Raw genomic sequence first — 24,852 nt, forward strand, 5'->3', positions numbered from 1 at the left:
CGGGAGGCGGCAATGCACAAGTTCACACTGGCCCTTATGATCTGGCTTGGTCTTTGCCTTCAGGCGCAGGCAGATGTCTTCGTCAGGGTCACCTATCTGGAAGAGCGGGTGCAACGCCCGCCGACCCTGTCGAACCTTGACGACCCGCCTTTGGACACCGGTCGCGCGGGGGCCGAGCTTGCCCTGGCAGAGAACCTGACAACCGGTAAATTCCTGAAACACCGCTATACGCTGGACAGTGTGGTCACCGACATCGGCGGGGATTTTCTGGGTGCTGCCCGCGCCGCGTTGGAATCGGGCGCGCGGCTTCTGGTTGTGAATGCCACCGCCGATGGCCTGCTGGCGCTTGCCGACCTGCCCGAAGCACAGGATGCGATCCTGTTCAACGCCTCTGCGCCCGACATGGCCCTGCGGGATACGGATTGCCGCGCCAATGTGCTGCACACCCTGCCCAGTCGCGGAATGCTGACCGATGCGCTGGCGCAATTCCTGGTGATGCGGCGCCTGCAGGATGCGGCCCTGATTTCGGGCGACCACCCGCAAGACCACGCCTATGCCGACGCGTTGAGGCATTCGCTGACCAAGTTCGGTATCCGTCTGCGCGGCGAAAAGACATGGGCCTTCAACGCGGACATGCGCCGGAACGCGGCACAGGAGGTGCCCCTGTTCACGCAGGATTTTTCCGACCACGACGTGCTTTTGATCGCGGACGAGCTGGGTGATTTCGGACGGTATATCGCCTATAACACCTGGCTTCCGCGCCCCGTGGCCGGTTCCGAGGGCTTGACCCCCGCGGCCTGGTCACCGGTGGTAGAGCAATGGGGGGCCGAGCAGTTGCAGAACCGGTTCATGGATCATTCGGGGCGCGCGATGGGGCCGGTTGACTATGCGGCCTGGGCTGCGGTTCGCGCGATTGGCGAGGCGGCGACACGCACCAATTCCGATGATCCCGCGACGCTGCGCAGCTATATGCTGTCGGACAGCTTTTCACTGGCGGCATTCAAGGGACGCAAGCTGTCGTTCCGGTCGTGGAACGGGCAGCTACGTCAGCCCATCCCGCTGGTCCAGCCCCGCGCTCTGGTGGCACAGGCCCCGCTGGACGGGTTCCTGCACCGGGTCAATGAACTGGATACGTTGGGCCTGGATCGGCCTGAATCCAGATGCACCGCCTTTCAGGAGAATTGAATGAAACGTCTTGCCACCTTCCTCTTTGCGACATGCCTGCCGCTGACCGCCCCTGCGCAAGAGGCATGGGTGACGAATGAAAAGGACAATACCGTCAGCGTGATAGATCTGGACACGCTGGAGGTCACCCGCACCATCGACGTGGGCGAGCGGCCCCGGGGCATCACCTTTTCCAAGGACTATAAAACGCTGTTCATCTGTGCCTCGGACAGTGACGCGGTGCAGGTTCTGGACCCTGACACAGGAAAGATCCTGCACAACTTGCCCTCGGGCGAAGACCCCGAACAATTTGTCCTGCATCCCGACGATCATCACCTTTATATCGCCAACGAAAATGACGCGATCACAACGGTTGTCGATGTCGACACGCGCCGCGTTGTCGCCCAGATCGACGTTGGCATAGAGCCTGAAGGCATGGCGATCAGCCCCGATGGAAAGATCGCCATCACCACCTCTGAAACCACAAGCATGGCGCATTGGATCGATACGACAACGCATCAGATTTTTGCCAATACACTGGTCGATGCCCGCCCGCGCGCAGCCGAGTTCGTCAAGGACGGAACCGAGCTTTGGGTCAGCGCCGAAGTCGGCGGCACGGTGACGGTGTTCAGCACCGCAGATCAGTCGCAGTTGGCCAAGATCGACTTTGCCATCAAAGGCGTCCACCCGGACAAGATACAGCCGGTCGGCATCCGGATGCTCCCCGACAACAAGACCGCTTTCGTGGCGCTGGGGCCGTCGAACCACATCGCTGTGATCGACACCGAAACCTATCAGGTCAGCGGCTATATCCTTGTCGGGCGGCGGGTCTGGCACATGGCCTTTTCACCCGATCACAGCCGGTTGTTCACCACCAACGGCGTATCCGGGGATGTGACGGTGATTGACGTCAAAAACCTGACCGCGATCAAGACGATCAAGGTCGGGCGCTTTCCCTGGGGCGTGGCGACCCGACCTTGATGGAGCATAAACAACCGATGAAACTGATCCCCTGCATCGCCGCCGTTTTGGCATTCAGCACAATGACCGCCACAGCCGAAGGGAACTTCGGCATGGCCGGCCTGATGTCGAAGGGCAACACCGTAACGCTTGCCCCGTTGACCCTGTCCGTCGGCACCCCTTTGTCGGACGCCCCCTGGGTGCTGAAATCGGGCACCCATTACAAGGCCAGCATCATCGCCGACGGGTCGGGCGAACTGGCGCTGGAGGGGTCCGGGTTTTTTCGGGCGATCTGGGTCGATGAGCTGGTAGTGGAAGATATAGAGATCCGGCCCTTTGGGGTCAGCAGCATCGAGTTTGACGGGGCGGGCACATTGGACATCCGGTTCATCGCCATAAAGCCCGGCCAATACGAGCTTGGCGTGCCCGGAAACGGCGCGTTGCAGCGCCTTTCGATAACCGTTGAATAGCACATGAAAACCGGATTGCTGCTGAAGGATGTCAGTTTCAGCTACGGGTCCGGGCGGGCCTTGGACGAGGTTGGATTTGAAACCGCAAAGGGACAGTTTACCGCGCTATTGGGGCCGAACGGGGCGGGAAAATCCACGCTGTTCGCGCTTCTGACCCGATTGCTGGTCACGCGGCAGGGCCATCTGTCCGTCGCGGGTCACGATCTGGCCAAATCCCCACATCTGGCCCTGAACCAGATCGGTATCGTGTTCCAGCACCCAACGCTGGAACTGGACCTTTCGGTCAGGCGCAACCTGACCTATGCCGCCGCCCTGCGCGGGCTTAGTGGCAAAACCGCCGGGATAAAAATAGACGCCGCGCTGGACCGCCTGAACCTGTCCGGTCGCGCCACCGAAAAAGTGCGCGCCCTGAATGGCGGACACAGACGCCGGATGGAAATTGCCCGCGCCCTGATCCACGACCCGTCGGTGCTGTTGCTGGATGAACCCACTGTCGGCCTTGATGCGGCAAGCCGCCTGAGCATAACCAACCACGTTCACGACCTTGCCTGCGACGGGGTATCGGTGCTGTGGGCGACGCATCTTGTCGACGAGATCCGCGACCAAGATCAGGTGGTCGTGCTGCACCACGGGCGGATCATCGCGGATGGTCTGAAATCCGACATCACGCAAGGTCGCGATCTGGCGCAGGTGTTCACCGAGCTGACCGAGGGCAGCATCGCATGACCGGATGGCTGATCTGCCTTTGGGCCATCACCCTGCGCGAGGCGCAGCGCTTTGTCCTGCAACGCGAACGGTTCATCGCAGCACTTGTCCGGCCGCTGGTCTGGCTGATCGTCTTTGCCGCCGGGTTCCGCGCGGCGCTTGGCCTGTCGATCATGCCACCCTATCAAACCTATATCACCTACGAGGTCTACATCGTTCCGGGCCTCTGCGGCATGATCCAGTTGTTCAACGGCATGCAATCCGCGCTGAGCCTTGTGTATGACCGGGAAATGGGGGCGATGCGGTTGCTGCTGACCAGCCCGCTGCCGCGATGGTGGCTTTTGTTCTGCAAGCTACTGGCGGGGGTGCTGATTTCCGTTTTGCAGGTCTATGCCTTTCTGGCCATTGCCGCGGCATTCGGCATCACGCTGCCCGCGATCGGGTATGTCGCGATCCTGCCCGCGCTGATCCTGTCCGGCCTGATGCTGGGAACATTGGGGTTGCTTTTATCGTCCTACATCCGCCAGCTGGAGAACTTCGCAGGGGTGATGAATTTTGTGATCTTCCCGATGTTCTTTCTGTCCACCGCGCTTTATCCGCTGTGGAAAATGGCCGAGGCATCGGACCTTCTGCGCAATATCTGTGCCGTCAACCCGCTGACACAGGCGATAGAGCTGATCCGCTTTGCCGCCTACGGTCAATTCAATGGCGCAGCCTGTCTTTGGACCAGCCTTGCCTTTGTCGTCTTCGGGCTGATCGCGATTTACGGCTATTCCCCCGAACGCGGTTTCACCCGAAGCCGATAGGAGCAACCGATGAAACACATCCTTACTCGATGGCTGCATGATTGTCCCGGCACTGACCGAACCCGTTTTCGGCGATGACGCGGCGGCCCTGAACCCCGACAATTGGAAATACTTCAACATGTTCTATGCGCTTTGCGTCAGCGTCGCGGGTGCGCCGTCCAGCAGAAAAATGCGGTCGGCAAGTCTACGCGCCTCGTCCTGCACATGGGTGACAAACAGCGTTGCGGGTTGATACCGGGCGATCAGACGGGCCGTCAGGGTCAGCAAATCTTCTATGCGCGCGGGGTCCAGCGAGGCAAAGGGTTCGTCCATGATCAACAGATCCGGTCTTGCCACGAACGCCCGCGCCAACCCGACACGGCGCTGCTGCCCAAGGGACAGCTGGCGCGGGAACAGGTCGCCGTGGTCTTGCAACCCCACATCCGCCAAAGCCGCCAGCGCAGCGGGGCGGGCAACGCCCGTCGTCAACATCAGATTGTCGACGGCAGTGCGCCAGGGCATCAGGGTGGGTTCCTGAAAAACCATCGCCAAACGCGCGGGCTGTGTGATGGTCCCGTCGAATTGCCGGTCAAGCCCTGCCACGATCCGCATCAGGGTGGATTTTCCGATCCCCGAAGGTCCGGTGATCGCCACGCATTCGCCTCGGGTGATCGCAAAGTCGACCCGCCCAAGAACGGCCCGACCCCCAAAGGATTTGCCCCTGATCGCAACCTTCATCATGCGCGCCTCCAGTCGCTGGCGCGGCGCTCTATCGGTTGCAGGATCAGCTTTTCGATCACCAGCATCACCGCGACAAAGCTAAGCGAGTATGCAAGGACCATGGCCACATCGAAAAGCTGGAAATAAAGATGGATCTTGAATCCGATCCCGTTGGAACGACCCAGAAATTCAACGACCAGAACGATTTTCCAGATCAACGCCAGACCCGCACGCGCCGCCCCTGCGAAATAGGGTGCCAATTGCGGCAGAACGATATGGCGCAGGCGTGACACGCGGCTCATGTCAAAGACACGCGCCATGTCGGTCAGGGCGGGGTCCAGAACCCGCGCGCCCTCTCGCATCATGGTGGCGACCATGGGGATCTTGTTCAACGCAACCGCCGTAATGGCGGCGGCCTCGCCCAATCCGATCCACAAATAGCACAGAACAATCGTCACAAGCGCGGGCAGATTCAGAAACACGACAAGCACCGGATCCATCCAGCGATCCGCCTTGCGCCACATCCCCATGATGATCCCTATGGCGCTTCCGACGGTCATCGCGATGACAAATCCCGCCGCGACCCGCGCCAGTGTCGCGCCCATGTGAAACAGCAACTGACCGTGGACCAGTTCCGCCCAGACCAGCGGCGCCACAACCCAAGGGGCGGGAAAAATGCTTGGTTCGGCAAGAACAAGGCTGCCGATACCCCAAAGCACCAGCAGCCCCGTCAGTGACGCAACCGTCACAAGATAATGCCGCGCGGGGCGTGTTGGCATCTTAATTGACAAACAAGCCCTCTGGCAGGCGTGTTGCCTTACCGACCAGTTCTGGCCCTCCCAGATCCGACATCACCTTCAACAGGCGGCCTGCGGCGAGTTCGTCCACATCGCCTTTCGTCGGAATGCCCGCACGAAATCCGGCGACAAGGGCCGCGAACTGGGCATCCGACTTTGCGTTCATCATCGGGCGCAGACGGTCCCATGCCGCGTCGTCACTCGCCAGAAGTGCTTTTGCCGCGTGCGACGCGTTCCGCAAACCCTGCACCAGTTCAGGATGCCCGGTCAGCATTTCGCCCTTGACCACATAGCCCAGCAACGGCGTTTCGGGGTCCAGCCCCAACTCCTCTGCCGCCTGTGACACCGAGATCAGCGAGGTCATTCCCGCCGCTTCCATTTTGGCCGCGAAATGCCAGAAGTTGATCGCCGCATCGACCTCGCCCGACAGGCCCGCCTTGAAGATCAGCGGCGGCGCGGCAAAGACCTGTTCCGTCTCGGCCTGAAGGTCGAACCCGTATTTTGACTGGGCATAGGCGCGCAGGATGATCCAGCTTTTGTCCAGTGGTCCGCCCGCGATACCGATCTTGTGGCCTTTCAATTGTTCAAAGGATGTGATGTCGGACCCTTCGGGCAACATGATGTTCCCGACCGCCTTGGAGTAGGGAATGAAAACATAATCACGCCCTTCGGCCCGTTGCCGCGCGACCCAGATCCAGTCGGACACGATGACATCGACATCTCCGCCCTGAAACGCGATCTGCGTTGCGGCATTGTTTGCCACATTGCGCAATTTCAGGTCAAAACCGTTCCGGGTGTCGAAGCCGTTATGCTTGATCGTGTCCAGTTCCCAGTTGACCGTTCCGATTTCCAGAACCGCGGCGCGCAAGGTATCCGCACCCGCCTGCCCTGCCAGCAGACACAGGCCGCAAAAGATGTGCAAGAATTTCATGATGTCCTCCCAGACAATGCTTTGCGCCAAGCCTAGCAAATCCCGAAAAGCGTTCTATGCGACCAAAGCAGTAGGTCCGAAACCGCATACGACCTTTGTTCAATATCCCCACAATTTCGACTCGGCAATAGTGGCCGCACGAATTTCATATGTCGGGAGGACCTCATGAAACGACTATTACTGGCAACCACGACAGCGCTGCTGTTCGCCGGTTCAGCCTTTGCCGCCGAGAACGCCGCTGGCGTCACAGAAGACATGTTGGCGAATGACCAGATGACGACCAATCAGGTCGTCACGAATGGCATGGGCCGCGATCTGCAACGCTTCAGCCCGCTTGATGCGGTCAACAAGGACAACGTGAAAAAGCTTGTTCCGGCATGGGTGTTTTCCATGGGCGGCGAAAAGCAACGCGGACAAGAAGCGCAGCCGCTGGTCTATGATGGCGTGATGTATGTCACCGGATCCTACTCGCGATTGTATGCGATCGACATCAAAACCGGAGAGGAAATCTGGCAATACGACGCGCGTTTGCCCGAGGGCATCCTGCCTTGCTGTGATGTCGTCAACCGTGGCGCTGCGATCTATGGCGACAAGATCTACTTTGGCACGCTGGATGCGCGTATCGTCGCGCTGAACCTGAAAACCGGCGATGTCGTCTGGCGCGAAAAAATTGCGGATTACAAAGCGGGCTACAGCTACACTGCCGCACCGCTTATCGTCAAAGGTCTGATCATAACCGGCAATTCCGGCGGTGAATTCGGGATCGTCGGCGAAGTGCAGGCGCGGGATGCCGAAACCGGAGAGATGGTCTGGACCCGCCCGGTCATCGAAGGCCACATGGGCACATACAAGGGCGCCGAGAGCACCATGACCGGCGTTTTGAACGCCACTTGGGAAGGCGACATGTGGAAAACCGGCGGGGGCGCCACATGGTTGGGCGGCTCTTACGACAGCGACACGGACACGCTTGTGTTCGGTGCCGGCAACCCATCGCCATGGAACAGCCATTTGCGCCCCGGCGACAACCTATACGCGGCCAGCCGGATCGGCATCAATCCAGACACCGGCGAGATCAAATGGCACTTTCAGACCACCCCGCGCGAAGGCTGGGACTTTGACGGTGTGAACGAAATGGTCCGCTTCGAGGACAAGGACAACAACAAGCGGTTTGCCACCGCTGACCGGAACGGGTTCTTCTACGTCCTGAACCGCGAAGACGGCAAGTTCGTCTCGGCCAGCCCCTTCGTCAAGGATATCACCTGGGCCAAGGGCATCGACGAGACCGGCCGCCCGATCTACGCCGAAGACAATCGTCCGGGTAACCCTGCGGATGGCGCTGACGGAAAAGGCAAAGCCGTCTTTGCCGTTCCGTCGTTCCTTGGCGGTAAAAACTGGATGCCGATGGCCTATTCGCAAACATCCAGGCTGTTCTATGTGCCATCCAACGAATGGGGCATGGACATCTGGAACGAGCCGATCACCTATAAAAAAGGTGCCGCCTATATGGGGGCCGGCTTTACCATCAAGCCATTGTTCGAGGATTATATCGGATCTTTGAAAGCGATTGACCCGAACACGGGCGAGATCAAATGGGAATACAAGAACAACGCACCACTTTGGGCCGGCGTCATGACAACCGCTGGCGGGCTGGTGTTTACCGGCACACCCGAGGGGTATCTCAAGGCGTTCGACGATGAGACCGGCAAAGAGCTGTGGAGCTTTCAAACCGGATCAGGCGTCGTGGGCCAGCCGATCACCTGGGAGCAGGACGGCGAGCAGTTCATCGCTGTAACGTCCGGATGGGGCGGGGCTGTTCCCCTTTGGGGGGGCGAAGTGGCCAAAAAGGTCAATTACCTCAATCAGGGCGGTTCGGTCTGGGTATTCAAGATCCCAAGCTGAGGCACAAACCGCGCCAACATTCGAAAGGGCACCTTCGGGTGCCCTTGTTTGAACCAGGGTCGTCCGCCCCTTGGGCTGCGCTGGCGGGGCGCGCAGGGCATCACACCTTCGGACGTGGCATGTCCGGCCTTTTGCCTTCGTGATCGGCCTAGCGCAGTCCGATTTCCGACAGGGCCGCGACCAGCGACGGGGGCAGGCTATCGTCGCCGCGGCGCCCCTTGGCCAGATCGCGCGGGGCGTCGGCGGGGGCCATATAGCGCCAGCCCTGAAACGGGCGTTTCGGCATTGCCTCTGTGCGGATAACCTCGGCCTCCAGCACCAGACCGCAGCGGCGAATTCCGTCTTCGCCAATGACCTCGTCCAGACGGACGATGCGTTGGCGCGCCAGCACCACGCCCTTGATGACCCAATACAAAGAGCCGCCGTTCAGCAGTTCCTCGTCTTTCTTGGGCCACATGCGGGTGACGTGGCGCGGAAGGTCTGCGGAATTCTGCGCGCGGCGTTGGGCTTGCCAGTTCAAGAGATCCTCGACCGACTCGGCTCCGACACATAATTTTACCAGATTTATGGTGTTCGCCATGCTGACCCCCAAGATGTGGCTCTCTTTAAGTGGTCAACAATAGCGATTTATGGTAGGATGGCAATTGACCCTCTGTCGTCAGCGCCCTATCACCATCGCTCCCCTGCTGCCAAAGGATTCTATAATGAGCCGCTTTACCGCCCCCATCGCCGAACAAATCTGGGACATGAAGTACCGTTTCAAAGAGGCGGGCGGAGAGCCGATCGACTTGCGCGTCGAGGACACGTGGCACCGCATTGCCAAGGCCCTTGCCGTCGTCGAAAAAGAGCCGGCGAAATGGGAAGAGAAATTCTTTGGTGCGCTGGAAGATTTCAAATATCTGCCTGCGGGCCGGATCACAGCCGGGGCGGGAACCGCGCGCACCGTGACCATGTTCAACTGCTTTGTCATGGGCACGATCCCGGACAGCATGGGCGGTATTTTCGAAATGCTGAAAGAGGCCGCGCTGACAATGCAACAGGGCGGCGGCATCGGTTATGATTTCTCGACGATCCGCCCCAAAGGCGCCGGCGTCAAGGGCGTGGCGGCGGATGCCTCCGGCCCGCTGTCGTTCATGGATGTCTGGGATGCAATGTGCCGCACGATCATGTCCGCAGGGTCGCGGCGCGGCGCGATGATGGCGACCATGCGGTGCGACCATCCCGATATCAACGATTTCATAACGGCAAAATCCGACGCGGCGCGGTTGCGGATGTTCAACGTCAGCGTCCTGATCACCGATGATTTCATGGCCGCCGTAAAGGCTGGCACGTCGTGGGATCTGCAATTTGGCGGGACGACCTACAGCACCGTCGATGCGCGCGGCCTGTGGGACAAGATCATGCAGTCGACCTATGATTATGCCGAACCCGGCGTGATCTTCATCGACCGCATCAACGCGATGAACAACCTGTCCTATTGCGAGACGATCGCCGCGACGAACCCCTGCGGAGAGCAGCCTTTGCCACCCTATGGCGCCTGCCTGCTCGGCTCTATCAACCTGGCGCGGCTGGTGGCTGACCCCTTCGGCAAGGGCGCAAGCCTTGACGTGGCGGCGCTGGATGATCTGGTGGCGACGGCCGTGCGGATGATGGACAACGTGGTCGATGCCAGCCGCTTTCCACTGGAACAGCAGCGGCAAGAGGCGCAGGCGAAGCGGCGGATCGGCCTTGGAGTGACGGGCCTTGCCGACGCGCTGTTGATGGTCGGGCTGCGCTATGGCTCTGACGAAGGCGCGGCGCAGACCGAGGCCTGGATGAAGCAGATCGCGCGGGCCTCCTATCTGGCCTCCGTCGAACTGGCGAAGGAAAAGGGCGCGTTTCCGTTGTTCGACGCCGACAAGTTCCTTGCAAGCGGCGCAATGATGGCGATGGACGAGGACGTGCGCGAGGCGATCCGCACCCACGGCATCCGCAATGCGCTGCTGACCTCGATCGCGCCAACCGGCACGATCAGCCTTTATGCGGGCAACGTCAGTTCCGGAATCGAGCCTGTGTTCGCCTATGCCTACACCCGCAAGGTTCTGCAAAAAGATGGATCGCGGACCGAAGAAGAGGTCATCGACTACGCCGTTCAGATGTGGCGCGAAAAATTCGGTGACGCAGAATTGCCTGACTATTTCGTCAACGCCCAGACGCTGGCACCGATGGATCACGTCAAGATGCAGGCGGCGGCGCAGAAATGGATCGACAGTTCGATTTCCAAAACCATCAACTGCCCCGAAGACATCAGCTTTGAAGAGTTCAAGGACGTCTACATGGCGGCTTGGGATCAGGGCTGCAAGGGCTGCACCACCTACCGCCCCAACGCGGTCACCGGGTCCGTTTTGTCGGTCAGTGCAAGCTCCGAAAAGGTCATCGAAGCCGAAAGCGGCGCGGATGTGGTCTATATGACCGAACCGCTGGATCGCCCGAACGAGCTGGAGGGCGCGACCTACAAGCTGAAGTGGCCCGATTCAGAGCACGCGATTTACATCACGGTCAATGACATCATCTTCAGCGGCCACCGTCGCCCGTTCGAGGTATTCATCAACTCCAAGAACATGGAGCATTTCGCATGGACGGTTGCCCTGACGCGGATGATTTCAGCCGTCTTCCGGCGCGGCGGTGACGTGTCCTTTGTCGTGGAAGAGCTGAAAGCCGTCTTTGATCCGCGCGGCGGGGCATGGATGCAGGGCAAATACGTGCCATCCATCCTTGCGGCGATCGGCGGAGTGATCGAGCAACATCTGGTCAGTACCGGCTTCATCGAAGGCACAGGCATGGGCCTGAAATCCGACCCTCAGTCCGCGATCGTTCCACTAAGCGGCAAACCAAAAGGCAAGGCCTGCACGTCCTGCGGCGGCTATGAACTGCGGATGGTCGAGGGGTGCATGACCTGCGCAAGCTGCGGCTATTCCAAATGCGGCTGATGCTTGCAAAAAGATAATTGATGACGTGTTATGGGGGGCAATTGAGAGCCATTTAGCCCAAAAAAACGACCTTTGGGTGGGGCTTAAGTGACCACTGATAGCTAAGTCATTGAAATTGTTGAAACTGAGAAATGCCGATCCGAGAGGGTCGGCATTTTCGTTTCAGGGCTGAACTCCCGGCGCTGAGGTTGACCGACCTCACAAAATGTTCTCATTAAGTTCCCATGGATCCGGATCCTCTTGTTGAAACATGGCAGCCACACGCTGCCAGATGCTGGCCGCCACAAGTTGGGCGTGCCGGATATGAGAGGACATTCAATGCCACGCATAAAATTTGCCGACGTCACTTTCCCGGATCACAACCTGCCTTCGGCCTATGACATCGAACGTCGTCTGAAGATATTCCTAGACAACTTCAGAGAACGGATCGGTAGCCCAAAATTCGAATACGCGCTGTCCGAAGCCGATCGGCTGAAAATAAGGCGGAGGGAGGCAGCCTATCTCAGCGCCGTTTCACGCCGATCAGGCATGGACCATCTCGACGACAAAGATCGCCGCAAGTTGCAGGTTTTCCGAGGGGGTGCAGGTCCAAAGTGCATAGAGACCGAGCACCGCGCCGACGAAATCGCCAGTCGCCTACACACGGAGATGCCCTGGATGGCTCCTGCAACAGAGCGTCTTTGGCACGACATGCGTGCCTCAGTCCGCAATGGTGATGCTGCGCCCCGCCTGAGGCCATTGCTCCTCGTTGGTCCGCCCGGGATCGGCAAAAGCCACTTTGCCCGCCTGTTGGGGGATCAGATCTCCGTGCCGACGACGATCATCGAAGCCACGGGGAGCCCGCCTCATTTGCGGTTACGGGGTCTCAAAAGGGATGGGGATCAGCGGGCCCAGGCAAGGTTCTGGAAAGTATCATGGCCTCTCAGATTGCGAATCCTGTGATCGTGGTCGACGAGATTGAGAAGGCAGGGGAGGTCCAGTCGACTGGTGGTCAGCGGTATTCTCTGACTGAGGGTTTGCTGCCCCTCCTTGAGAGGTCCACCGCGCGTCATTGGTCATGTCCGTACTTCCGCATTGGTTTCGATATGTCCTGGATCACTTGGGTGCTGACAGCCAATAGCCTGCGCGGTCTGTCAGCCCCTTTCCTGAGTCGATGCCCTCCCACCGAGCTGAGGGGTCTGACGCAAGAACACCTGATCGGATTTGCTAAGCGCGAAGGGGCGCGTCGTAACCTTTCCCAAGATGCCGTTGATGCGGTCACGGAAGTCATCGTGGCAATCAAGACCCCGCACGACGTTAGTCTGTGTGAATCCCGGAGACAAAATGGCCACAGAAACGGTCTAATGATCTGACCGTCGCGGAGTAAAATTCCGCAATCTGACACCTGAAGCCGATGAGCGGAGGGTGGGGAGATGTATTCTGTGGACTTATACAATCGTGTCCGTCGGGCCTGCCATGTTGATGGTATGAGCAAAAGTGCAGCTGGTCGTCTTTACGGGATCGACCGCAAAACGGTGGCAAAGATCCTGCTGTATTCCGTGCCCCCAGGGTATCGGCGAACTGCTTTGCCTGTCCGCCCGAAGCTTGATCCGTTCATTCTGATTACCGATCAGATCCTGGAAGACGACAAACGGGTCATCAAGAAGCAGCGGCATACGGCCAAGCGCATCCATGCCCGGCTACGGGACGAGCATGGCTTCACTGGGGGGATCACGATCGTCACGGATTATGTCCGCCAGAAGCAACGCCGATCAAAGGAAGTGTTCGTCCCGCTGTCGCACGCGCCCGGTCACGCGCAGGTGGATTTTGGCGAGACGCTTGGTGTGATTGACGGGGTCGAGTGCAAGCTGCACTATTTTGCGATGGCGCTGCCGCATTCGGAGGCGTTCTTCATCAAGGCCTATCCTGCCGAGACGACCGAGGCATTCTGCGACGGGCATGTCTCCGCCTTTGCGTTCTTCGGCGGCGTGCCGCTGTCGATCCTCTATGACAACACCTCGATCGCTGTTGTCAGGATTTGCGGCGACGGGAAGCGGGAGAGGACCAGAACCTTTGCCGAGTTGCAGTCGCATTACCTGTTCGACGACAAGTTTGGTCGTCCGGGAAAGGGCAACGACAAAGGCAATATCGAAGGCGTGATCGGCTACGGACGACGGAACTTTCTCGTACCAGCGCCCCGGTTCAACAGCTTCGATGAGCTGAATGCCCGGCTGGAAGAACAATGCCTGAGGCGCCAAGGCGATACCGTGCGTGGTCATTCAGAGCCGATCGGCGACCGTCTGATGCGCGGCCTGGATGCGCTGATGGCACTGTCGCCCACGCCCTATGATGCCTGCGAGAAGGTCAGCACGCGGGCGACGTCGATCTCGATGGTCCGCTATCGCAGCAACGATTATTCCGTCCCGGTTGCCTACGCACACCACGAGGTTCAGGTCCGGGGCTACGTCCATGAGGTCGTCATCGGCTGCGGCGCAGAGGTGATCGCCCGCCACCGCCGGTCCTACGAGAAAGCTGACATGGTCTTCGATCCGATGCACTATCTGCCTCTGCTGGAGCAGAAGGTCGGCGCATTGGATCAGGCGGCGCCGCTGCAGGGCTGGGACCTGCCCGCCGAGTTCGCCACCCTGCACCGGTTGCTGGAAGCGCGGATGGGCAAGAAGGGCAAGCGCGAGTACGTCCAGGTTCTGCGTCTGCTGGAGACCTTCGAGATGGCCCATGTTCATGGCGCCATCAAGTACGCTCTCGGCCACGGCACCATTGGCTACGACGCGGTCAAGCATCTCGTGCTGTGCCGGATCGAGAAGCGTCCGCCGCGGCTTGATCTCGACATCTATCCCTATCTGCCCAAGGCACAGGTCGAGACGACGGACCCGGCCAGCTACAATGCGTTGATGTCCAGGGCTATGGTATGACCGATACGCCACAGGTCCTGCTGCAGCATCATCTCAAGAAGCTGCGCCTGCCGACCTTCAACAGCGAGTACGACAAGCAGGCACGGCAATGCGCGGCGGAGAACAAGGACCATGTTCACTACCTGCTGCGGCTCTGTGAACTGGAGTTGATTGAGCGCGAACGCCGGATGATCGAACGCCGGATCAAGGACGCCAAGTTCCCGGCAACCAAGAGCCTGGACAGCTTCGACTTCAAGGTGATTGCGTCACTGAACAAGGCCCTGACCATGGAACTGGCTCGCTGCGCCTTCGTAGACCGGCGCGAGAACGTCATCGCCCTGGGCCCGAGCGGCACCGGCAAGACCCGCGTTGCCCTGGGGCTCGGACTGGCGGCCTGCCAAAAGGGTCTGAAGGTCCGCTTCACCACCGCTGCCGCCCTGGTTCACGAACTGATCGAAGCTGCCGATGAACGGCGCCTGCAGCGTCTGCAAAAGCTGCTGGTCAGCCAGGACCTGCTGATCATCGATGAACTCGGCTTCGTTCCGCTCAGCAAGACCGGCGCCGAGTTGCTGTTCGAGGTCATCTCCCAACGCTACGAGCGCGGCTCCATCGTCATCACCTCCAACCTGCCATTCGATGAATGGACCGAGGTCTTCGGCTCAGAGCGTCTCACAGGCGCAATTCTGGATCGCCTGACCCATCACGTCCACATCCTCGAAATGAATGGCGAAAGCTTCCGGCTGCGCGAAAGCCGCAAAGCCCAAACCTGATCTCCATAAACTCGGGATCAAAAGGGCTGGCCTGCGGCCAGCGCGCCAAGGCACGCGTCAGCTATATGGAAAGCAAGCGCGCCAAGGCGCCGCCCAAACCGAAAACTGACCAATTTCCCACCGGGATTGACACCTGCAATTTTACAGAAGAAACCCGCCCTTTGTGCGGTTTTTCTTGTCTTCGGCCTATCGGTGGAAAACTTTGTGTAAGCTATGTATTTAGTGCGCATGCTTCACATTTTTACAGCTTCAGGCTGTTATCGCGATAGGCTTTATTTTCTTGGGAGATATAGGTCTTGCCTGGAACGCAAAAATCAGGGTTTGCGCAGGCTACTCCGTTTTCTGGCTATTGTTTGATCAGTTGAAATCCCATGCCAACCGGGACGGGCCATTGAAGGCGGGAACAACGGCGCTGATGGTGGTCGATCCTGTCTTGCTCAGGTGCCACAGCCGCCCCCGACATCGCACGACAACCCGTTTCGGGGCGACGTCGGACCAAGGCAGCGCCGAGTTTGTTCGCGTGGCGCGAACACGGCGGGAAAAGGGAAAGCAGGCCTTGGGCCCCGGCTCTGCAACGAGGCCCGGCGCATAGCCCCCTTTTGTCAGGTCCGGTCTGGAAGGCTCAGCCGCAGCCGCGCCATCAGATCCGCCAGAATGGTGCGATCCGTGTCGGTCCATTCGGCCTTGCGCGACACATACAGCGTCGCCTGTGACTTGTGGACAAGCCCGTCGGACAGCAGTTTCAGGTGATTGGCGCGCAGGGTTTCGCCGGTGGATGTGATGTCGGCAACCGCCTCTGCGGTTTCGTTTTTCACGGTGCCCTCGGTGGCCCCCTGACTGTCGACAAGTTGGTATTCGGCCACGCCGTGGGCCTTGAAAAACTCGCGGATCAGGCGGTGGTATTTTGTCGCCACGCGCATCCGGAACCCGTGCACCGCCCGAAAGGCGGCGGCGGCGGCGTCCAGATCATCCAGCGTATCGACATCGACCCATGCTTTGGGCACCGCGACAACCAGATCGGCGTGACCAAAGCCAAGTTCCGCCAGCTCTGTCGCCTGCTCTTCCCAGACGGGCAGTTTGTCGCGCACCAGATCGGACCCCGTAACGCCAAGATGGATGCGCCCGGCGGCCAGTTCGCGCGGAATTTCCCCCGCCGACAGCAGAACCAGCTCTACGCCGTCCATACCTTCAACCGCACCGGCATACTCGCGCTCCGATCCGGTGCGCCGCACCTCGACACCACGCGCGCCGAACCAGTCAAAGGTCTTTTCCATCAGCCGCCCTTTGGACGGCACGCCCAGCTTAACAGTCATGCCAGTGCCTCTTTTACGACCAGAACCAGTTCGGGGCGGACAACCCCGCCGACTGCGGGAATGGAACGCCCATGCCCCAGACGATGGGTCAACGCGTCATAACGACCACCGGTTGCGACCGGCGGCAGGTCAGGCCGCGTTTCAGCATAAAAGCCAAAGACGAAACCATCGTAATATTCCATGGTCGTGCGCCCGTAGCTGGCCTCGAAATCAAGGCTATCCACATCGACACCGCGCTGTTCCATGGCATTCAGCCGCGCTTCCATCCGGTGCACGGCGGGCGCGATCGTCCGCAAATCCACCGCGATGTCGCGCAAATGCTCCAGCGCATTGCGCGAGGTTTCCCGCAAATTCAGAATGTCGTCCAGAATTTCAACCTCGAGCACGGAAATCGGCGGTGTGGCCGCATCATCCAGCAAGGCCTGCACTCGCGCTGCGATCTCTTCTTCCGACCGCAACCCGATCATCGGGCCGTTGGACATCAGCATAGGTGCGATGCCATCCGCCACCGCCCCCAGCAGCGCCTTGCGGCTGGCCGGAACGGGCGCGCGTCCACCGAAACGGTCCAGCAGATCGCGGAACCGGCGCGGGCGCCAGATATGGCGCAGCAATGCAGCCTTACGGCGCGGGGTCGTGGACAGCCCTTCGACAGCCGCCTTCAGTATGCCGATATCACCCGTGGCCGCACGCAGGCCCAGCGGCGACAGAATTTCAGAGAAAAGCGCGAAAACCTCGGCGTCCGCCCCGGCGGGATCGGTCCGATCAAAGACCTCGTATCCAACCTGAATATGCTCGGACGACCGGGTCGAGTAATCTTCTTGCCGGCGAAACACCTCGCCCGCATAGGTGTAACGTGCGGGGTCTGCGCCACCGTCCATATGCATTTGCACAACGGGAACGGTAAAGTCGGGCCGCAACATCATTTCCCCGCGCACAGGGTCGCGTGTGACAAATGCGCGGGCGCGGATATCTTCGCCATACAGATCCAGCAAAAGATCCGCCGGTTGCAGAATGTCCGCCTCGACCGGCACGCCGCCGCACGCCTCGAAAAATGCCATAAGGCGCTGTGCCTCGGCGCGAACCATGGCTTTTGGAAAGGTATCAGACATTGTAATTGCTCAATATTTCACGCACTGCGGCGACCAGATCGCCCCGTGGCACTTCTGTCTGCGCGGGCTGCGCCTTCCATTCCTCGACGCTTGCGCTTTCGGCGATTTTGGCCCCCAGATACAGGTCCTTGATCTGCAAAACGCCCCGCGCCGCCTCATCCCCGCCCTGAATGATCGCAACGGGAGAATTCCGGCTGTCGGCATATTTCAACTGGTTGCCAAAGTTCTTGGGGTTGCCCAGATAGACCTCGGACCGGATACCGGCCGCGCGCAGTTCCCCGACCATGGATTGGTAATCCGACATGCGGTCGCGGTCCATCACGGTGACCACCACGGGGCCTTGAACGGTCTTGTCCATCCGCCCCTTGGCCCGCAGCGCGGCCAGCAGGCGGTCAACGCCGATCGAGACGCCCGTTGCCGGCACTTCCTGCCCGGTGAACCGCTTGACCAGATCGTCATAGCGACCGCCGCCCGCGACCGACCCGAACTGCCGCTTGCGGCCTTTCTCGTCGAAAATCTCGAACGTCAGTTCGGCCTCGTAAACAGGACCGGTGTAATAGCCAAGGCCGCGCACGACGCTGGGATCAATGTCGATCCGGTCGGCACCATAGCCCTGCGCATCCATCAGTTCGGCGATGGTTTCCAGCTCTTGCACCCCCGCAAGACCGGTCACCGATCCCGCGACCAGATCGCGCAGGCACGCCACCGTTTCGCCGCCTGTCGCGCGTTTAGCCTGCATGAACCCCATAACGATCTCGGCCTGTTCGGCCCCAAGACCGGCCCCTTTGGTGAAATCACCAGAGTCGTCCTTGCGCCCCTCGCCCAGAAGGGCGCGCACACCGTCCAGACCCAGGCGGTCCAGCTTGTCGATCGCACGCAGGACAATGCCACGTTCGTGGATGAAACGCGCGGGGTCGGACGGGTCCAGCACCCCCGCCACTTCCATGACGCCGTTCAGAACCTTGCGGTTATTGACGCGCACAATGTAGTCGCCGCGCGGAATTCCGACGGTTTCCAGCGTGTCCGACAGCATCGCGCAAATCTCTGCATCGGCGGCGACTGTCGGTGCGCCGACCGTATCGGCGTCGCATTGATAGAACTGCCGGAACCGGCCCGGTCCCGGCTTCTCGTTGCGCCAGACAGGGCCCATCGCATAGCGGCGATAGGGCGTCGGCAGGTCATTGCGGTATTGCGCATAAACACGGGCCAAAGGCGCGGTCAGGTCATAGCGCAGGGCAAGCCAGTCCCCCTTGTCGCCGTCCTCGTCCTCTTGCCAGGCAAAGACACCTTCATTCGGGCGATCCACGTCCGGCAGGAACTTTCCCAGCGCCTGAACCGTCTCGACCGCAGAACTTTCGAGCGCGTCGAAGCCATAGCGGTGATAGACCTCTGCAATCTGGTCCAGCATCTGCTTGCGATCGGTCACTTCCGCGCCGAAATAGTCGACAAAACCCTTGGGCGTTTCTGCCTTCGGGCGGGGTTGTTTCTTTTCCTTGGCCATCTGGGTCTGGTCCTTGGTGGATCGGTTGCGCGCGGTCTAGCCGATGGGCGGCACAGGGGCAAGGCGGCTGCGCCGTTACATGCCCCTTGGCCCGGTATCCGCGAACGTGTTAAGGCGCGGGCATGAGAACAGACCTGACCCACCTCGAAGAGAAAATCGCCCATCTGACGCGCGCAGTCGATGACTTGTCGGATATCGTCACGCGGCAGGATACCGAGATTGCCCGCCTGACACACCGCGTTGCCATGCTGATGGAGCGCGAGGCCGGGCGCGAACTGGATGCGGGCGGGTCTATCCCCCTGGCGGATCAAAAGCCGCCGCACTGGTAAGTGGATATTTAGACCAAAAAGAGAGAGCCAACGGGCGACAAGATCAGAAGTTGACCTGATCGCCGCCTTTCAGCGCCAGCATGCCCCGTGCCTCGTCCGGGGTGGCGACCTGCATTCCAAGGCTTTCGATCAACTGGCGCGCAAGAGTGACCTGTTCCGCGTTGGATCTGGCCAGCTTTCCGGGCCCCGCCCAAAGCGAATCCTCCAGCCCGACGCGAATATTCCCGCCCAGCGCAATGGATTGCGCCGCGACGCGCATCTGGTTCGCCCCCGCCCCCAGAACCGACCAGCGATAGTCATCGCCAAACAGCCGGTCAGCCGTGCGTTTCATGTGCATGACATCTTCGGGGTGCGCACCGCACCCGCCCAGCAGGCCGAACACCGACTGGATGAACAGCGGCCCCTTGACCAACCCGCGGTCATAAAAGTGTTTGAGATTATAGAGATGCGAGGTGTCGTAACATTCGAATTCGAATCTTGTGCCGTTTTCAGCGCAAGTTTTCAGGACATACTCTATGTCCTTGAACGAGTTTCGGAAGACCAGATCGCGCGAGTTCTCGAGGAACTCTGCCTCCCAGTCGAATTTGAACTCCTTGTATTTATCCAAAAGGTGGAACAGCGCGAAATTCATCGACCCCATGTTCAGCGACGCCACTTCCGGGCTGAAGGTCGCGGCAGGGCGGACGCGTTCCTCGACCTTCATGAAGGGGCTGCCGCCGGTGGTGATGTTCAGCACGGCATTGGTGCTTTGCTTGATCCGCGACAGGAAGGGGGCGAACCCTTCTGGTGTCTGATCGGGCTGTCCTGTCGCGGGGTTGCGCGCGTGCAGATGCAGGATGGCCGCGCCTGCCTCTGCCGCTTTCAGGGCGTCATCCACGATTTCATCCGCCGTGATCGGCAGGTAGGGCGACATAGACGGGGTGTGGATCGCGCCGGTCACAGCGCAGGTGATAATGACTTTTCGGGCTTGGGCCATATGGGTCAGCACCTTTTCATGTTTTACCGGCCACCACGTGCCCGTCATCGACCAGAATTTCTGGCCAGCGCGCGGTCTCGCCCAAGCGTTCGCAAACGCTAGCAAATGCGGCGGATATAGCCAGCTTTTTCGCGCGACCCTGACATGGTCGGCCATTGAGGCACCCGAAGGGGGCGTGCTTCAGAAATCCTCGACCGTCAGAACCCCGCCAAGCGATTTGATCGCGCCCTTGATCTGCGGGTTGACGGGAAAATCATCGCCAAGGGCAATCTCGACCTCTCCGGGCAGGCCCGGATCCATCAGGCAGAATGTGACCTCGCCTTTGATGCGGCCCTTGGCCTCTGCCTGCGCGCGGCGCAGCAGGCCTGCGACGGAAACAATTGCGGCCTCGCGGTCGACATAAACCTTGATCCCCATCGCGCCCGCATCGGCGACGGCACTGTCGATGGGCTGAATGGCACGGGCGAGCAGTTTCAGCTGTTCGCTTTCCATCGTTGCCTCGACGGTCAGCACGACATTCATTCCCGTCTCAAGATATTGGCGGCCCGCGTCCAGCGTATCGGAAAACACCGTCACCTCGTAGAGGCCGGACGGATCGGAGAGGGACACAAACGCAAAGCGGTTGCCACGGGCGGATTTGCGTTCCTGCTTGCTGGACACCGCGCCGGCCATTTTGACGATGGCGGCACCGTTCTGGGCCTTTTGTTCGACTTCGGCCAGCGTCAGCACGCCCTTGCGCCGCAGTGCCGACATGTAATCATCAAGCGGATGGCCAGACATGTAGAACCCGATGGCCTTATGCTCTTCGGCCAGACGCTCACCCGGCAGCCAGTCATCCAACCCCACGATACGGGGCTCCGGCAGATCGTCGCCCGCCTCGCCAAACAGCGACACCTGCGACGAGCCGCGTTGATCGTGGATCGCGGCGGAATAACTGACAAGCGCATCGAGGCTGTCGAACACGCGGCGGCGGTTGCGGTCCAGCTCGTCGAAGGCACCGGCGCGGGCCAGCATTTCCATCGGGCGCTTGCCCACCCGTTTCAGGTCAACGCGGCGGGCCACATCGAACAGATCGCGGAACGGTTTCTCGTGGCCATCGCTGTCTTTGCGGCCCTCGGTGATCAGTTTCATCGCCTCGAGGCCGACGTTCTTCAGCCCCCCCAGCGCGTACACAACGCGCCCTTCCGACACGCTGAACAGCGCCTGAGAGCGGTTGATGCAGGGCGGGATAACCTCGATGCCCAGACGGTCAACCTCTTGTTTATAGACGCTCAGCTTATCGGTCAGATGCAGGTCGCAGTTCATGACCGCGGCCATGAATTCCACCGGATGGTTCGCCTTCAACCATGCCGTCTGATAGCTGACCACCGCATAAGCGGCGGCATGGGATTTGTTGAAGCCGTAGTTGGCGAACTTCTCGAGAAGGTCGAAAACCTCGGCAGCTTTCTTTTTCTCGACCCCGTTGGCCATTGCGCCCTTTTCGAACTTTGGGCGTTCCTTGGCCATTTCCTCGGCGATTTTCTTGCCCATGGCGCGGCGCAACAGGTCGGCGCCACCAAGGCTATAGCCCGCCATGACCTGCGCGATCTGCATCACCTGTTCCTGATAGACGATGATGCCCTGGGTTTCGGCCAGGATATGGTCGATCGACGGGTGGATCGACTCCAGCTCTTTCACCCCGTTTTTCACCTCGCAATAGGTGGGGATGTTTTCCATCGGGCCGGGACGGTACAGCGCCACAAGCGCCACGATGTCCTCGATGCAGGTCGGTTTCATGCGCCGCAGCGCGTCCATCATGCCGCTGGATTCCACCTGGAACACGGCGACGGTTTTCGCGCTGGCGTAAAGTTCATAGGATTTCTGATCGTCCAGCGGGATCAGCGAGATATCCACATCGACGCCGCGCAGGCGCAACAGGTCCAGCGCGTTCTGGATCACGGTCAGGGTCTTCAGCCCCAGAAAGTCGAACTTGACCAGCCCAGCCGCCTCGACCCATTTCATGTTGAACTGGGTGGCAGGCATATCAGATCGGGGGTCCTGATACAGCGGCACCAGCTCGTCCAGCGGGCGGTCGCCGATCACGACACCCGCCGCGTGGGTCGAGGCGTTGCGCAACAGCCCCTCGACCTGCTGGCCATAGTCCAGCAGCCGGGCGACGACCTCCTCGTTCTTGGCCTCTTCGCGCAGGCGCGGCTCGTCTGCCAGCGCCTTTTCGATGCTGACGGGCTTCACGCCCTCGACCGGGATCAGCTTGGACAGGCGGTCCACCTGCCCGTATGGCATCTGCAACACGCGGCCGATGTCGCGCACGGCAGCCTTGGACAAAAGCGCGCCGAAGGTGATGATCTGCCCCACACGGTCGCGCCCGTATTTCTGTTGCACATAGCGGATCACCTCTTCGCGGCGGTCCATGCAAAAGTCGATGTCGAAGTCGGGCATCGACACACGTTCGGGGTTCAGGAACCGCTCGAACAGCAGGGAATAGCGCAAAGGGTCAAGGTCGGTGATCGTCAGCGCATAGGCCACAAGCGAACCCGCCCCCGAACCACGGCCCGGACCAACGGGGATGTTGTGATCCTTGGCCCATTTGATGAAATCGGCAACAATCAAAAAGTAGCCGGGGAACCCCATGCCCTCGATGATGCCCAGCTCGAACTCCAGCCGCGCGTCGTATTCCTCGACCGTCGCGGCATGGGGAATGACCTTTAGCCGCTCGACAAGCCCCTGTTTCGCCTGACGGCGCAGCTCGACGACCTCGTCATCGGCGAATTTGGGTAGGATGGGGTCACGTTTGTAGGTTTTGAACGCGCAACGCTTGGCGATTTCAACCGTATTTTCAATGGCTTCCGGCAGGTCCGCAAACAGCGCGATCATTTCCTGCGGCGACTTGAAATAGTGCTGCGGGGTCAGGCGGCGGCGTGGTTCCTGCTGATCGACATAGGCCCCGTCGGCGATGCAGATCAGCGCGTCATGCGCCTCGTACATGGTGGTTTTTGGGAAATAGACGTCGTTCGTCGCGACCAGCGGCAGGTCCATCGCATAGGCCATCTCGACAAAGCCCTGCTCTGTCGCGCGCTCTGCCTCTGTGGTGCGGCCCCCCTCGCCCGGATGGCGTTGCAACTCGACATACAGCCGATCGCCAAAGATCGCATGCAGCCGCGTCATCAACGCCTGCGCACGGGGCATTTGCCCGGCCCGGATCAGTTTTCCGACAGGGCCGTCAGCCCCACCCGTCAAACAGATCAATCCCGCGCCATAGTTTTGCAGTTCGTCAACGGTGACCTGCGGTAACTCTCCCTGTGCGTCCAGATAGGCGCAAGAGTTCAGCTTCATCAGGTTGCAATAACCGGTCTCGTTCTGGGCCAGCAGAACCACGGGCGCAGGCAGCTTTTGCCGCTCGCCGGGGGTCACCGCCTCAAACGTGACGCTGATCTGGCAGCCGACGATGGGCTGAATGCCCGCACCCGATGCGCCGACCGAGAATTCAAGCGCGGCGAACATGTTGTTCGTATCGGTGATCGCCACCGCAGGCATGCCCATCTTTTCACAAAGGGCAGGCAGTTTTTTCACCGGAACCGCGCCTTCAAGAAGCGAATATTCGGTGTGCACCCGAAGGTGGATGAATCGCGGATCTTTGGTCATCCGGCCAGAGTAAACAAGCAAGCGGGCGGGGGGAAGGCGAACAAAGAGGTATCAGCAGAATTTAACCGCAGTCAGCCGCCAGATAACTTGCATCAATCTTGGTCTCGCATATACAAAGGCATATGACTAACCATAACGCCAACCTCGATTCCGTCTTTCGCGCATTGGCCGATCCGACCCGCCGCGCGGTATTGGCGCGGCTGGCGATTGGCCCGTCCAGCATCGGAGAACTGGCAGAGCCATTCGACATGGCGCTGCCGTCATTTCTGCAACATGTTAAAGTGCTGGAACACTGCGGTCTCGTGCGCACCCAAAAACAGGGCCGTGTGCGCACCTGCCGGATTGAACCGGGCCGGATCGCCGAGGCCGAGCACTGGCTGAGCCAGCAACGTCAATTACGGGAGGGGCAGCCAGCCCGGCTGAGCGCCTATCCGCAACAGGAGCAAGACCTTTGAGACAAATCGAACTGTTCAACATGGAAATCACCCGCACAATCAACGCGACGCCAGACCGGGTTTACGCGGCTTGGACCAAGCCCGAGTTGCTGAAACAGTGGTTCGCGCCAAAGCCCGTCGAGACCACAGAGGCGGTGATATATCTGGTCCGCGGCGGGCGTTTCTTCACCAATATGAAGCTGCCCGACGGCACGATGCACCCGACCGAAGGCTGCATTCTGGATTTCGAGCCCGACCGCCGCTTTGTCTTTACCGACACGCTGACGGCAGGCTGGATCCCCTCTGCCAAGCCGTTCTTCACCGCGCTTCTGACCTTTGAGCCGAACAACGGCAGAACCGAATATCGCGCCGAGGTCCGGCACAAAAGCGAGGAAGACCGCGCCGCCCACGAGGAAATGGGGTTCTATGTCGGCTGGAACGCCGCGACCGACCAACTGGCCGCATTGGCCGAAAGCCTTTGAAGAGT

The 24,852-nt window shown here is 60.2% G+C and carries 22 protein-coding genes; 13 read left to right on the forward strand and 9 right to left on the reverse strand.

Translation table 11 applies throughout. The features are described 5' to 3' along the window. Nucleotides 1–12: 12 nt before the first annotated feature. From ACEN2R_RS00770 to ACEN2R_RS00790, 5 genes are read left to right on the forward strand one after another with little or no spacing between them, the layout of a single operon-like run. Nucleotides 13–1,185: an ABC transporter substrate-binding protein gene (locus ACEN2R_RS00770; protein ID WP_442038217.1), complete on the forward strand. Its 1,173-nt coding sequence runs from the start codon at nt 13–15 to the stop codon at nt 1,183–1,185. Next, nucleotides 1,186–2,145 carry a YVTN family beta-propeller repeat protein gene (locus ACEN2R_RS00775; RefSeq protein ID WP_442038219.1) on the forward strand — a complete coding sequence of 320 codons (960 nt, stop codon included), beginning with the start codon at nt 1,186–1,188 and terminating at the stop codon, nt 2,143–2,145. Nucleotides 2,146–2,162: 17 nt separating this feature from the next. Then, nucleotides 2,163–2,594 (forward strand): hypothetical protein, encoded by a 432-nt coding sequence (locus ACEN2R_RS00780; RefSeq protein ID WP_442038221.1) that lies wholly within the window; start codon nt 2,163–2,165, stop codon nt 2,592–2,594. A gap of 3 nt (nt 2,595–2,597) precedes the next feature. Then, a complete protein-coding gene (locus ACEN2R_RS00785; RefSeq protein ID WP_442038223.1) occupies nt 2,598–3,320 on the forward strand; it encodes an ABC transporter ATP-binding protein in 723 nt (240 codons plus the stop codon). Then, complete coding sequence (locus ACEN2R_RS00790; RefSeq protein ID WP_442038225.1) at nt 3,317–4,105, forward strand: ABC transporter permease; 789 nt, start codon at nt 3,317–3,319, stop codon at nt 4,103–4,105. The genes ACEN2R_RS00785 and ACEN2R_RS00790 overlap by 4 nt, the downstream gene beginning before the upstream one ends. Before the next feature lie 123 nt (nt 4,106–4,228). Here ACEN2R_RS00790 and ACEN2R_RS00795 read toward each other — a convergent pair whose 3' ends face one another. The 3 genes from ACEN2R_RS00795 to ACEN2R_RS00805 are packed head-to-tail and all read right to left on the reverse strand — an operon-like array spanning nt 4,229 to nt 6,532. Continuing rightward, complete coding sequence (locus tag ACEN2R_RS00795; RefSeq protein WP_442038227.1) at nt 4,229–4,825, reverse strand: ABC transporter ATP-binding protein; 597 nt, start codon at nt 4,823–4,825, stop codon at nt 4,229–4,231. Further along, the gene (locus tag ACEN2R_RS00800) at nt 4,822–5,595 is read right to left on the reverse strand and encodes an ABC transporter permease (RefSeq protein ID WP_442038229.1); all 774 of its coding nucleotides are present in this window, start codon (nt 5,593–5,595) and stop codon (nt 4,822–4,824) included. Before ACEN2R_RS00800 ends, ACEN2R_RS00795 begins: the two co-directional genes overlap by 4 nt. Further along, entirely contained in the window at nt 5,585–6,532 is a 948-nt protein-coding gene (locus ACEN2R_RS00805; RefSeq protein WP_442038230.1) for an ABC transporter substrate-binding protein, read from the reverse strand. The genes ACEN2R_RS00800 and ACEN2R_RS00805 overlap by 11 nt, the downstream gene beginning before the upstream one ends. A 165-nt stretch (nt 6,533–6,697) precedes the next feature. Between ACEN2R_RS00805 and ACEN2R_RS00810 the strand changes: the two genes are divergently transcribed. Further along, nucleotides 6,698–8,431, forward strand: coding sequence for a PQQ-dependent methanol/ethanol family dehydrogenase (locus ACEN2R_RS00810; protein ID WP_442038232.1), 1,734 nt, complete (start codon nt 6,698–6,700; stop codon nt 8,429–8,431). A gap of 148 nt (nt 8,432–8,579) precedes the next feature. On the opposite strand, the gene ACEN2R_RS00815 is transcribed toward ACEN2R_RS00810, so the two are convergent. Beyond that, entirely contained in the window at nt 8,580–9,011 is a 432-nt protein-coding gene (locus tag ACEN2R_RS00815; RefSeq protein ID WP_442038234.1) for a DUF1489 family protein, read from the reverse strand. 124 nt (nt 9,012–9,135) lie between these two features. Here ACEN2R_RS00815 and ACEN2R_RS00820 point away from each other — a divergent pair, with 124 nt between their 5' ends. The 4 genes from ACEN2R_RS00820 to istB all read left to right on the forward strand — a co-directional run bounded on the left by ACEN2R_RS00820 (nt 9,136) and on the right by istB (nt 15,061). Next, the gene (locus ACEN2R_RS00820; protein ID WP_442038236.1) at nt 9,136–11,400 is read left to right on the forward strand and encodes an adenosylcobalamin-dependent ribonucleoside-diphosphate reductase; all 2,265 of its coding nucleotides are present in this window, start codon (nt 9,136–9,138) and stop codon (nt 11,398–11,400) included. A 243-nt stretch (nt 11,401–11,643) separates the two neighbouring features. Continuing rightward, nucleotides 11,644–12,342 (forward strand): hypothetical protein, encoded by a 699-nt coding sequence (locus tag ACEN2R_RS00825; RefSeq protein WP_442038238.1) that lies wholly within the window; start codon nt 11,644–11,646, stop codon nt 12,340–12,342. 470 nt (nt 12,343–12,812) lie between these two features. Next, the gene (istA, locus tag ACEN2R_RS00830) at nt 12,813–14,312 is read left to right on the forward strand and encodes an IS21 family transposase (protein ID WP_442038240.1); all 1,500 of its coding nucleotides are present in this window, start codon (nt 12,813–12,815) and stop codon (nt 14,310–14,312) included. Next, nucleotides 14,309–15,061: an IS21-like element helper ATPase IstB gene (gene istB / locus ACEN2R_RS00835; protein ID WP_442038242.1), complete on the forward strand. Its 753-nt coding sequence runs from the start codon at nt 14,309–14,311 to the stop codon at nt 15,059–15,061. Before istA ends, istB begins: the two co-directional genes overlap by 4 nt. Nucleotides 15,062–15,663: 602 nt before the next feature. Here the strand turns inward: istB and hisG are convergent. The 3 genes from hisG to hisS are packed head-to-tail and all read right to left on the reverse strand — an operon-like array spanning nt 15,664 to nt 18,984. Next, on the reverse strand, nt 15,664–16,374 hold the full coding sequence (hisG, locus tag ACEN2R_RS00840; RefSeq protein WP_442038244.1) for an ATP phosphoribosyltransferase: 711 nt from the start codon (nt 16,372–16,374) through the stop codon (nt 15,664–15,666). Then, nucleotides 16,371–17,483, reverse strand: a complete 1,113-nt coding sequence (locus tag ACEN2R_RS00845; protein ID WP_442038246.1) for an ATP phosphoribosyltransferase regulatory subunit — start codon at nt 17,481–17,483, stop codon at nt 16,371–16,373. Before ACEN2R_RS00845 ends, hisG begins: the two co-directional genes overlap by 4 nt. Continuing rightward, a complete protein-coding gene (gene hisS, locus ACEN2R_RS00850) occupies nt 17,476–18,984 on the reverse strand; it encodes a histidine--tRNA ligase (RefSeq protein ID WP_442038248.1) in 1,509 nt (502 codons plus the stop codon). The genes ACEN2R_RS00845 and hisS overlap by 8 nt, the downstream gene beginning before the upstream one ends. A 122-nt stretch (nt 18,985–19,106) precedes the next feature. On the opposite strand from hisS, the gene ACEN2R_RS00855 reads away from it, so the two are divergent. Further along, nucleotides 19,107–19,313, forward strand: coding sequence for a SlyX family protein (locus tag ACEN2R_RS00855; protein WP_442038250.1), 207 nt, complete (start codon nt 19,107–19,109; stop codon nt 19,311–19,313). Nucleotides 19,314–19,356: 43 nt separating this feature from the next. On the opposite strand, the gene ACEN2R_RS00860 is transcribed toward ACEN2R_RS00855, so the two are convergent. Further along, a complete protein-coding gene (locus ACEN2R_RS00860) occupies nt 19,357–20,289 on the reverse strand; it encodes a 3-keto-5-aminohexanoate cleavage protein (RefSeq protein WP_442038252.1) in 933 nt (310 codons plus the stop codon). A 180-nt stretch (nt 20,290–20,469) separates the two neighbouring features. Further along, nucleotides 20,470–23,931 (reverse strand): DNA polymerase III subunit alpha, encoded by a 3,462-nt coding sequence (gene dnaE, locus ACEN2R_RS00865; RefSeq protein ID WP_442038254.1) that lies wholly within the window; start codon nt 23,929–23,931, stop codon nt 20,470–20,472. A gap of 122 nt (nt 23,932–24,053) precedes the next feature. Here dnaE and ACEN2R_RS00870 point away from each other — a divergent pair, with 122 nt between their 5' ends. Both ACEN2R_RS00870 and ACEN2R_RS00875 read left to right on the forward strand, forming a co-directional pair. Then, nucleotides 24,054–24,386, forward strand: a complete 333-nt coding sequence (locus ACEN2R_RS00870; protein ID WP_442038256.1) for an ArsR/SmtB family transcription factor — start codon at nt 24,054–24,056, stop codon at nt 24,384–24,386. Continuing rightward, nucleotides 24,383–24,847, forward strand: coding sequence for an SRPBCC family protein (locus tag ACEN2R_RS00875; RefSeq protein ID WP_442038258.1), 465 nt, complete (start codon nt 24,383–24,385; stop codon nt 24,845–24,847). The genes ACEN2R_RS00870 and ACEN2R_RS00875 overlap by 4 nt, the downstream gene beginning before the upstream one ends. Nucleotides 24,848–24,852 lie beyond the last annotated feature (5 nt).

It is taken from the genome of Pseudogemmobacter sp. W21_MBD1_M6, from assembly GCF_052119585.1.
Taxonomy (GTDB): domain Bacteria; phylum Pseudomonadota; class Alphaproteobacteria; order Rhodobacterales; family Rhodobacteraceae; genus JBGQOJ01.

Excerpts from the sequence above, each read along its gene's own strand:
- ACEN2R_RS00770 (WP_442038217.1), top strand. The coding sequence starts at position 13 with ATGCACAAGTTCACACTGGCCCTTATGATCTGGCTTGGTCTTTGCCTT.
- ACEN2R_RS00775 (WP_442038219.1), top strand. The coding sequence starts at position 1,186 with ATGAAACGTCTTGCCACCTTCCTCTTTGCGACATGCCTGCCGCTGACC.
- ACEN2R_RS00780 (WP_442038221.1), top strand. The coding sequence starts at position 2,163 with ATGAAACTGATCCCCTGCATCGCCGCCGTTTTGGCATTCAGCACAATG.
- ACEN2R_RS00785 (WP_442038223.1), top strand. The coding sequence starts at position 2,598 with ATGAAAACCGGATTGCTGCTGAAGGATGTCAGTTTCAGCTACGGGTCC.
- ACEN2R_RS00790 (WP_442038225.1), top strand. The coding sequence starts at position 3,317 with ATGACCGGATGGCTGATCTGCCTTTGGGCCATCACCCTGCGCGAGGCG.
- ACEN2R_RS00795 (WP_442038227.1), bottom strand. The coding sequence starts at position 4,825 with ATGATGAAGGTTGCGATCAGGGGCAAATCCTTTGGGGGTCGGGCCGTT.
- ACEN2R_RS00805 (WP_442038230.1), bottom strand. The coding sequence starts at position 6,532 with ATGAAATTCTTGCACATCTTTTGCGGCCTGTGTCTGCTGGCAGGGCAG.
- ACEN2R_RS00810 (WP_442038232.1), top strand. The coding sequence starts at position 6,698 with ATGAAACGACTATTACTGGCAACCACGACAGCGCTGCTGTTCGCCGGT.
- ACEN2R_RS00815 (WP_442038234.1), bottom strand. The coding sequence starts at position 9,011 with ATGGCGAACACCATAAATCTGGTAAAATTATGTGTCGGAGCCGAGTCG.
- ACEN2R_RS00820 (WP_442038236.1), top strand. The coding sequence starts at position 9,136 with ATGAGCCGCTTTACCGCCCCCATCGCCGAACAAATCTGGGACATGAAG.
- istA (WP_442038240.1), top strand. The coding sequence starts at position 12,813 with ATGTATTCTGTGGACTTATACAATCGTGTCCGTCGGGCCTGCCATGTT.
- istB (WP_442038242.1), top strand. The coding sequence starts at position 14,309 with ATGACCGATACGCCACAGGTCCTGCTGCAGCATCATCTCAAGAAGCTG.
- hisG (WP_442038244.1), bottom strand. The coding sequence starts at position 16,374 with ATGACTGTTAAGCTGGGCGTGCCGTCCAAAGGGCGGCTGATGGAAAAG.
- ACEN2R_RS00845 (WP_442038246.1), bottom strand. The coding sequence starts at position 17,483 with ATGTCTGATACCTTTCCAAAAGCCATGGTTCGCGCCGAGGCACAGCGC.
- hisS (WP_442038248.1), bottom strand. The coding sequence starts at position 18,984 with ATGGCCAAGGAAAAGAAACAACCCCGCCCGAAGGCAGAAACGCCCAAG.
- ACEN2R_RS00855 (WP_442038250.1), top strand. The coding sequence starts at position 19,107 with ATGAGAACAGACCTGACCCACCTCGAAGAGAAAATCGCCCATCTGACG.
- ACEN2R_RS00860 (WP_442038252.1), bottom strand. The coding sequence starts at position 20,289 with ATGGCCCAAGCCCGAAAAGTCATTATCACCTGCGCTGTGACCGGCGCG.
- dnaE (WP_442038254.1), bottom strand. The coding sequence starts at position 23,931 with ATGACCAAAGATCCGCGATTCATCCACCTTCGGGTGCACACCGAATAT.
- ACEN2R_RS00870 (WP_442038256.1), top strand. The coding sequence starts at position 24,054 with ATGACTAACCATAACGCCAACCTCGATTCCGTCTTTCGCGCATTGGCC.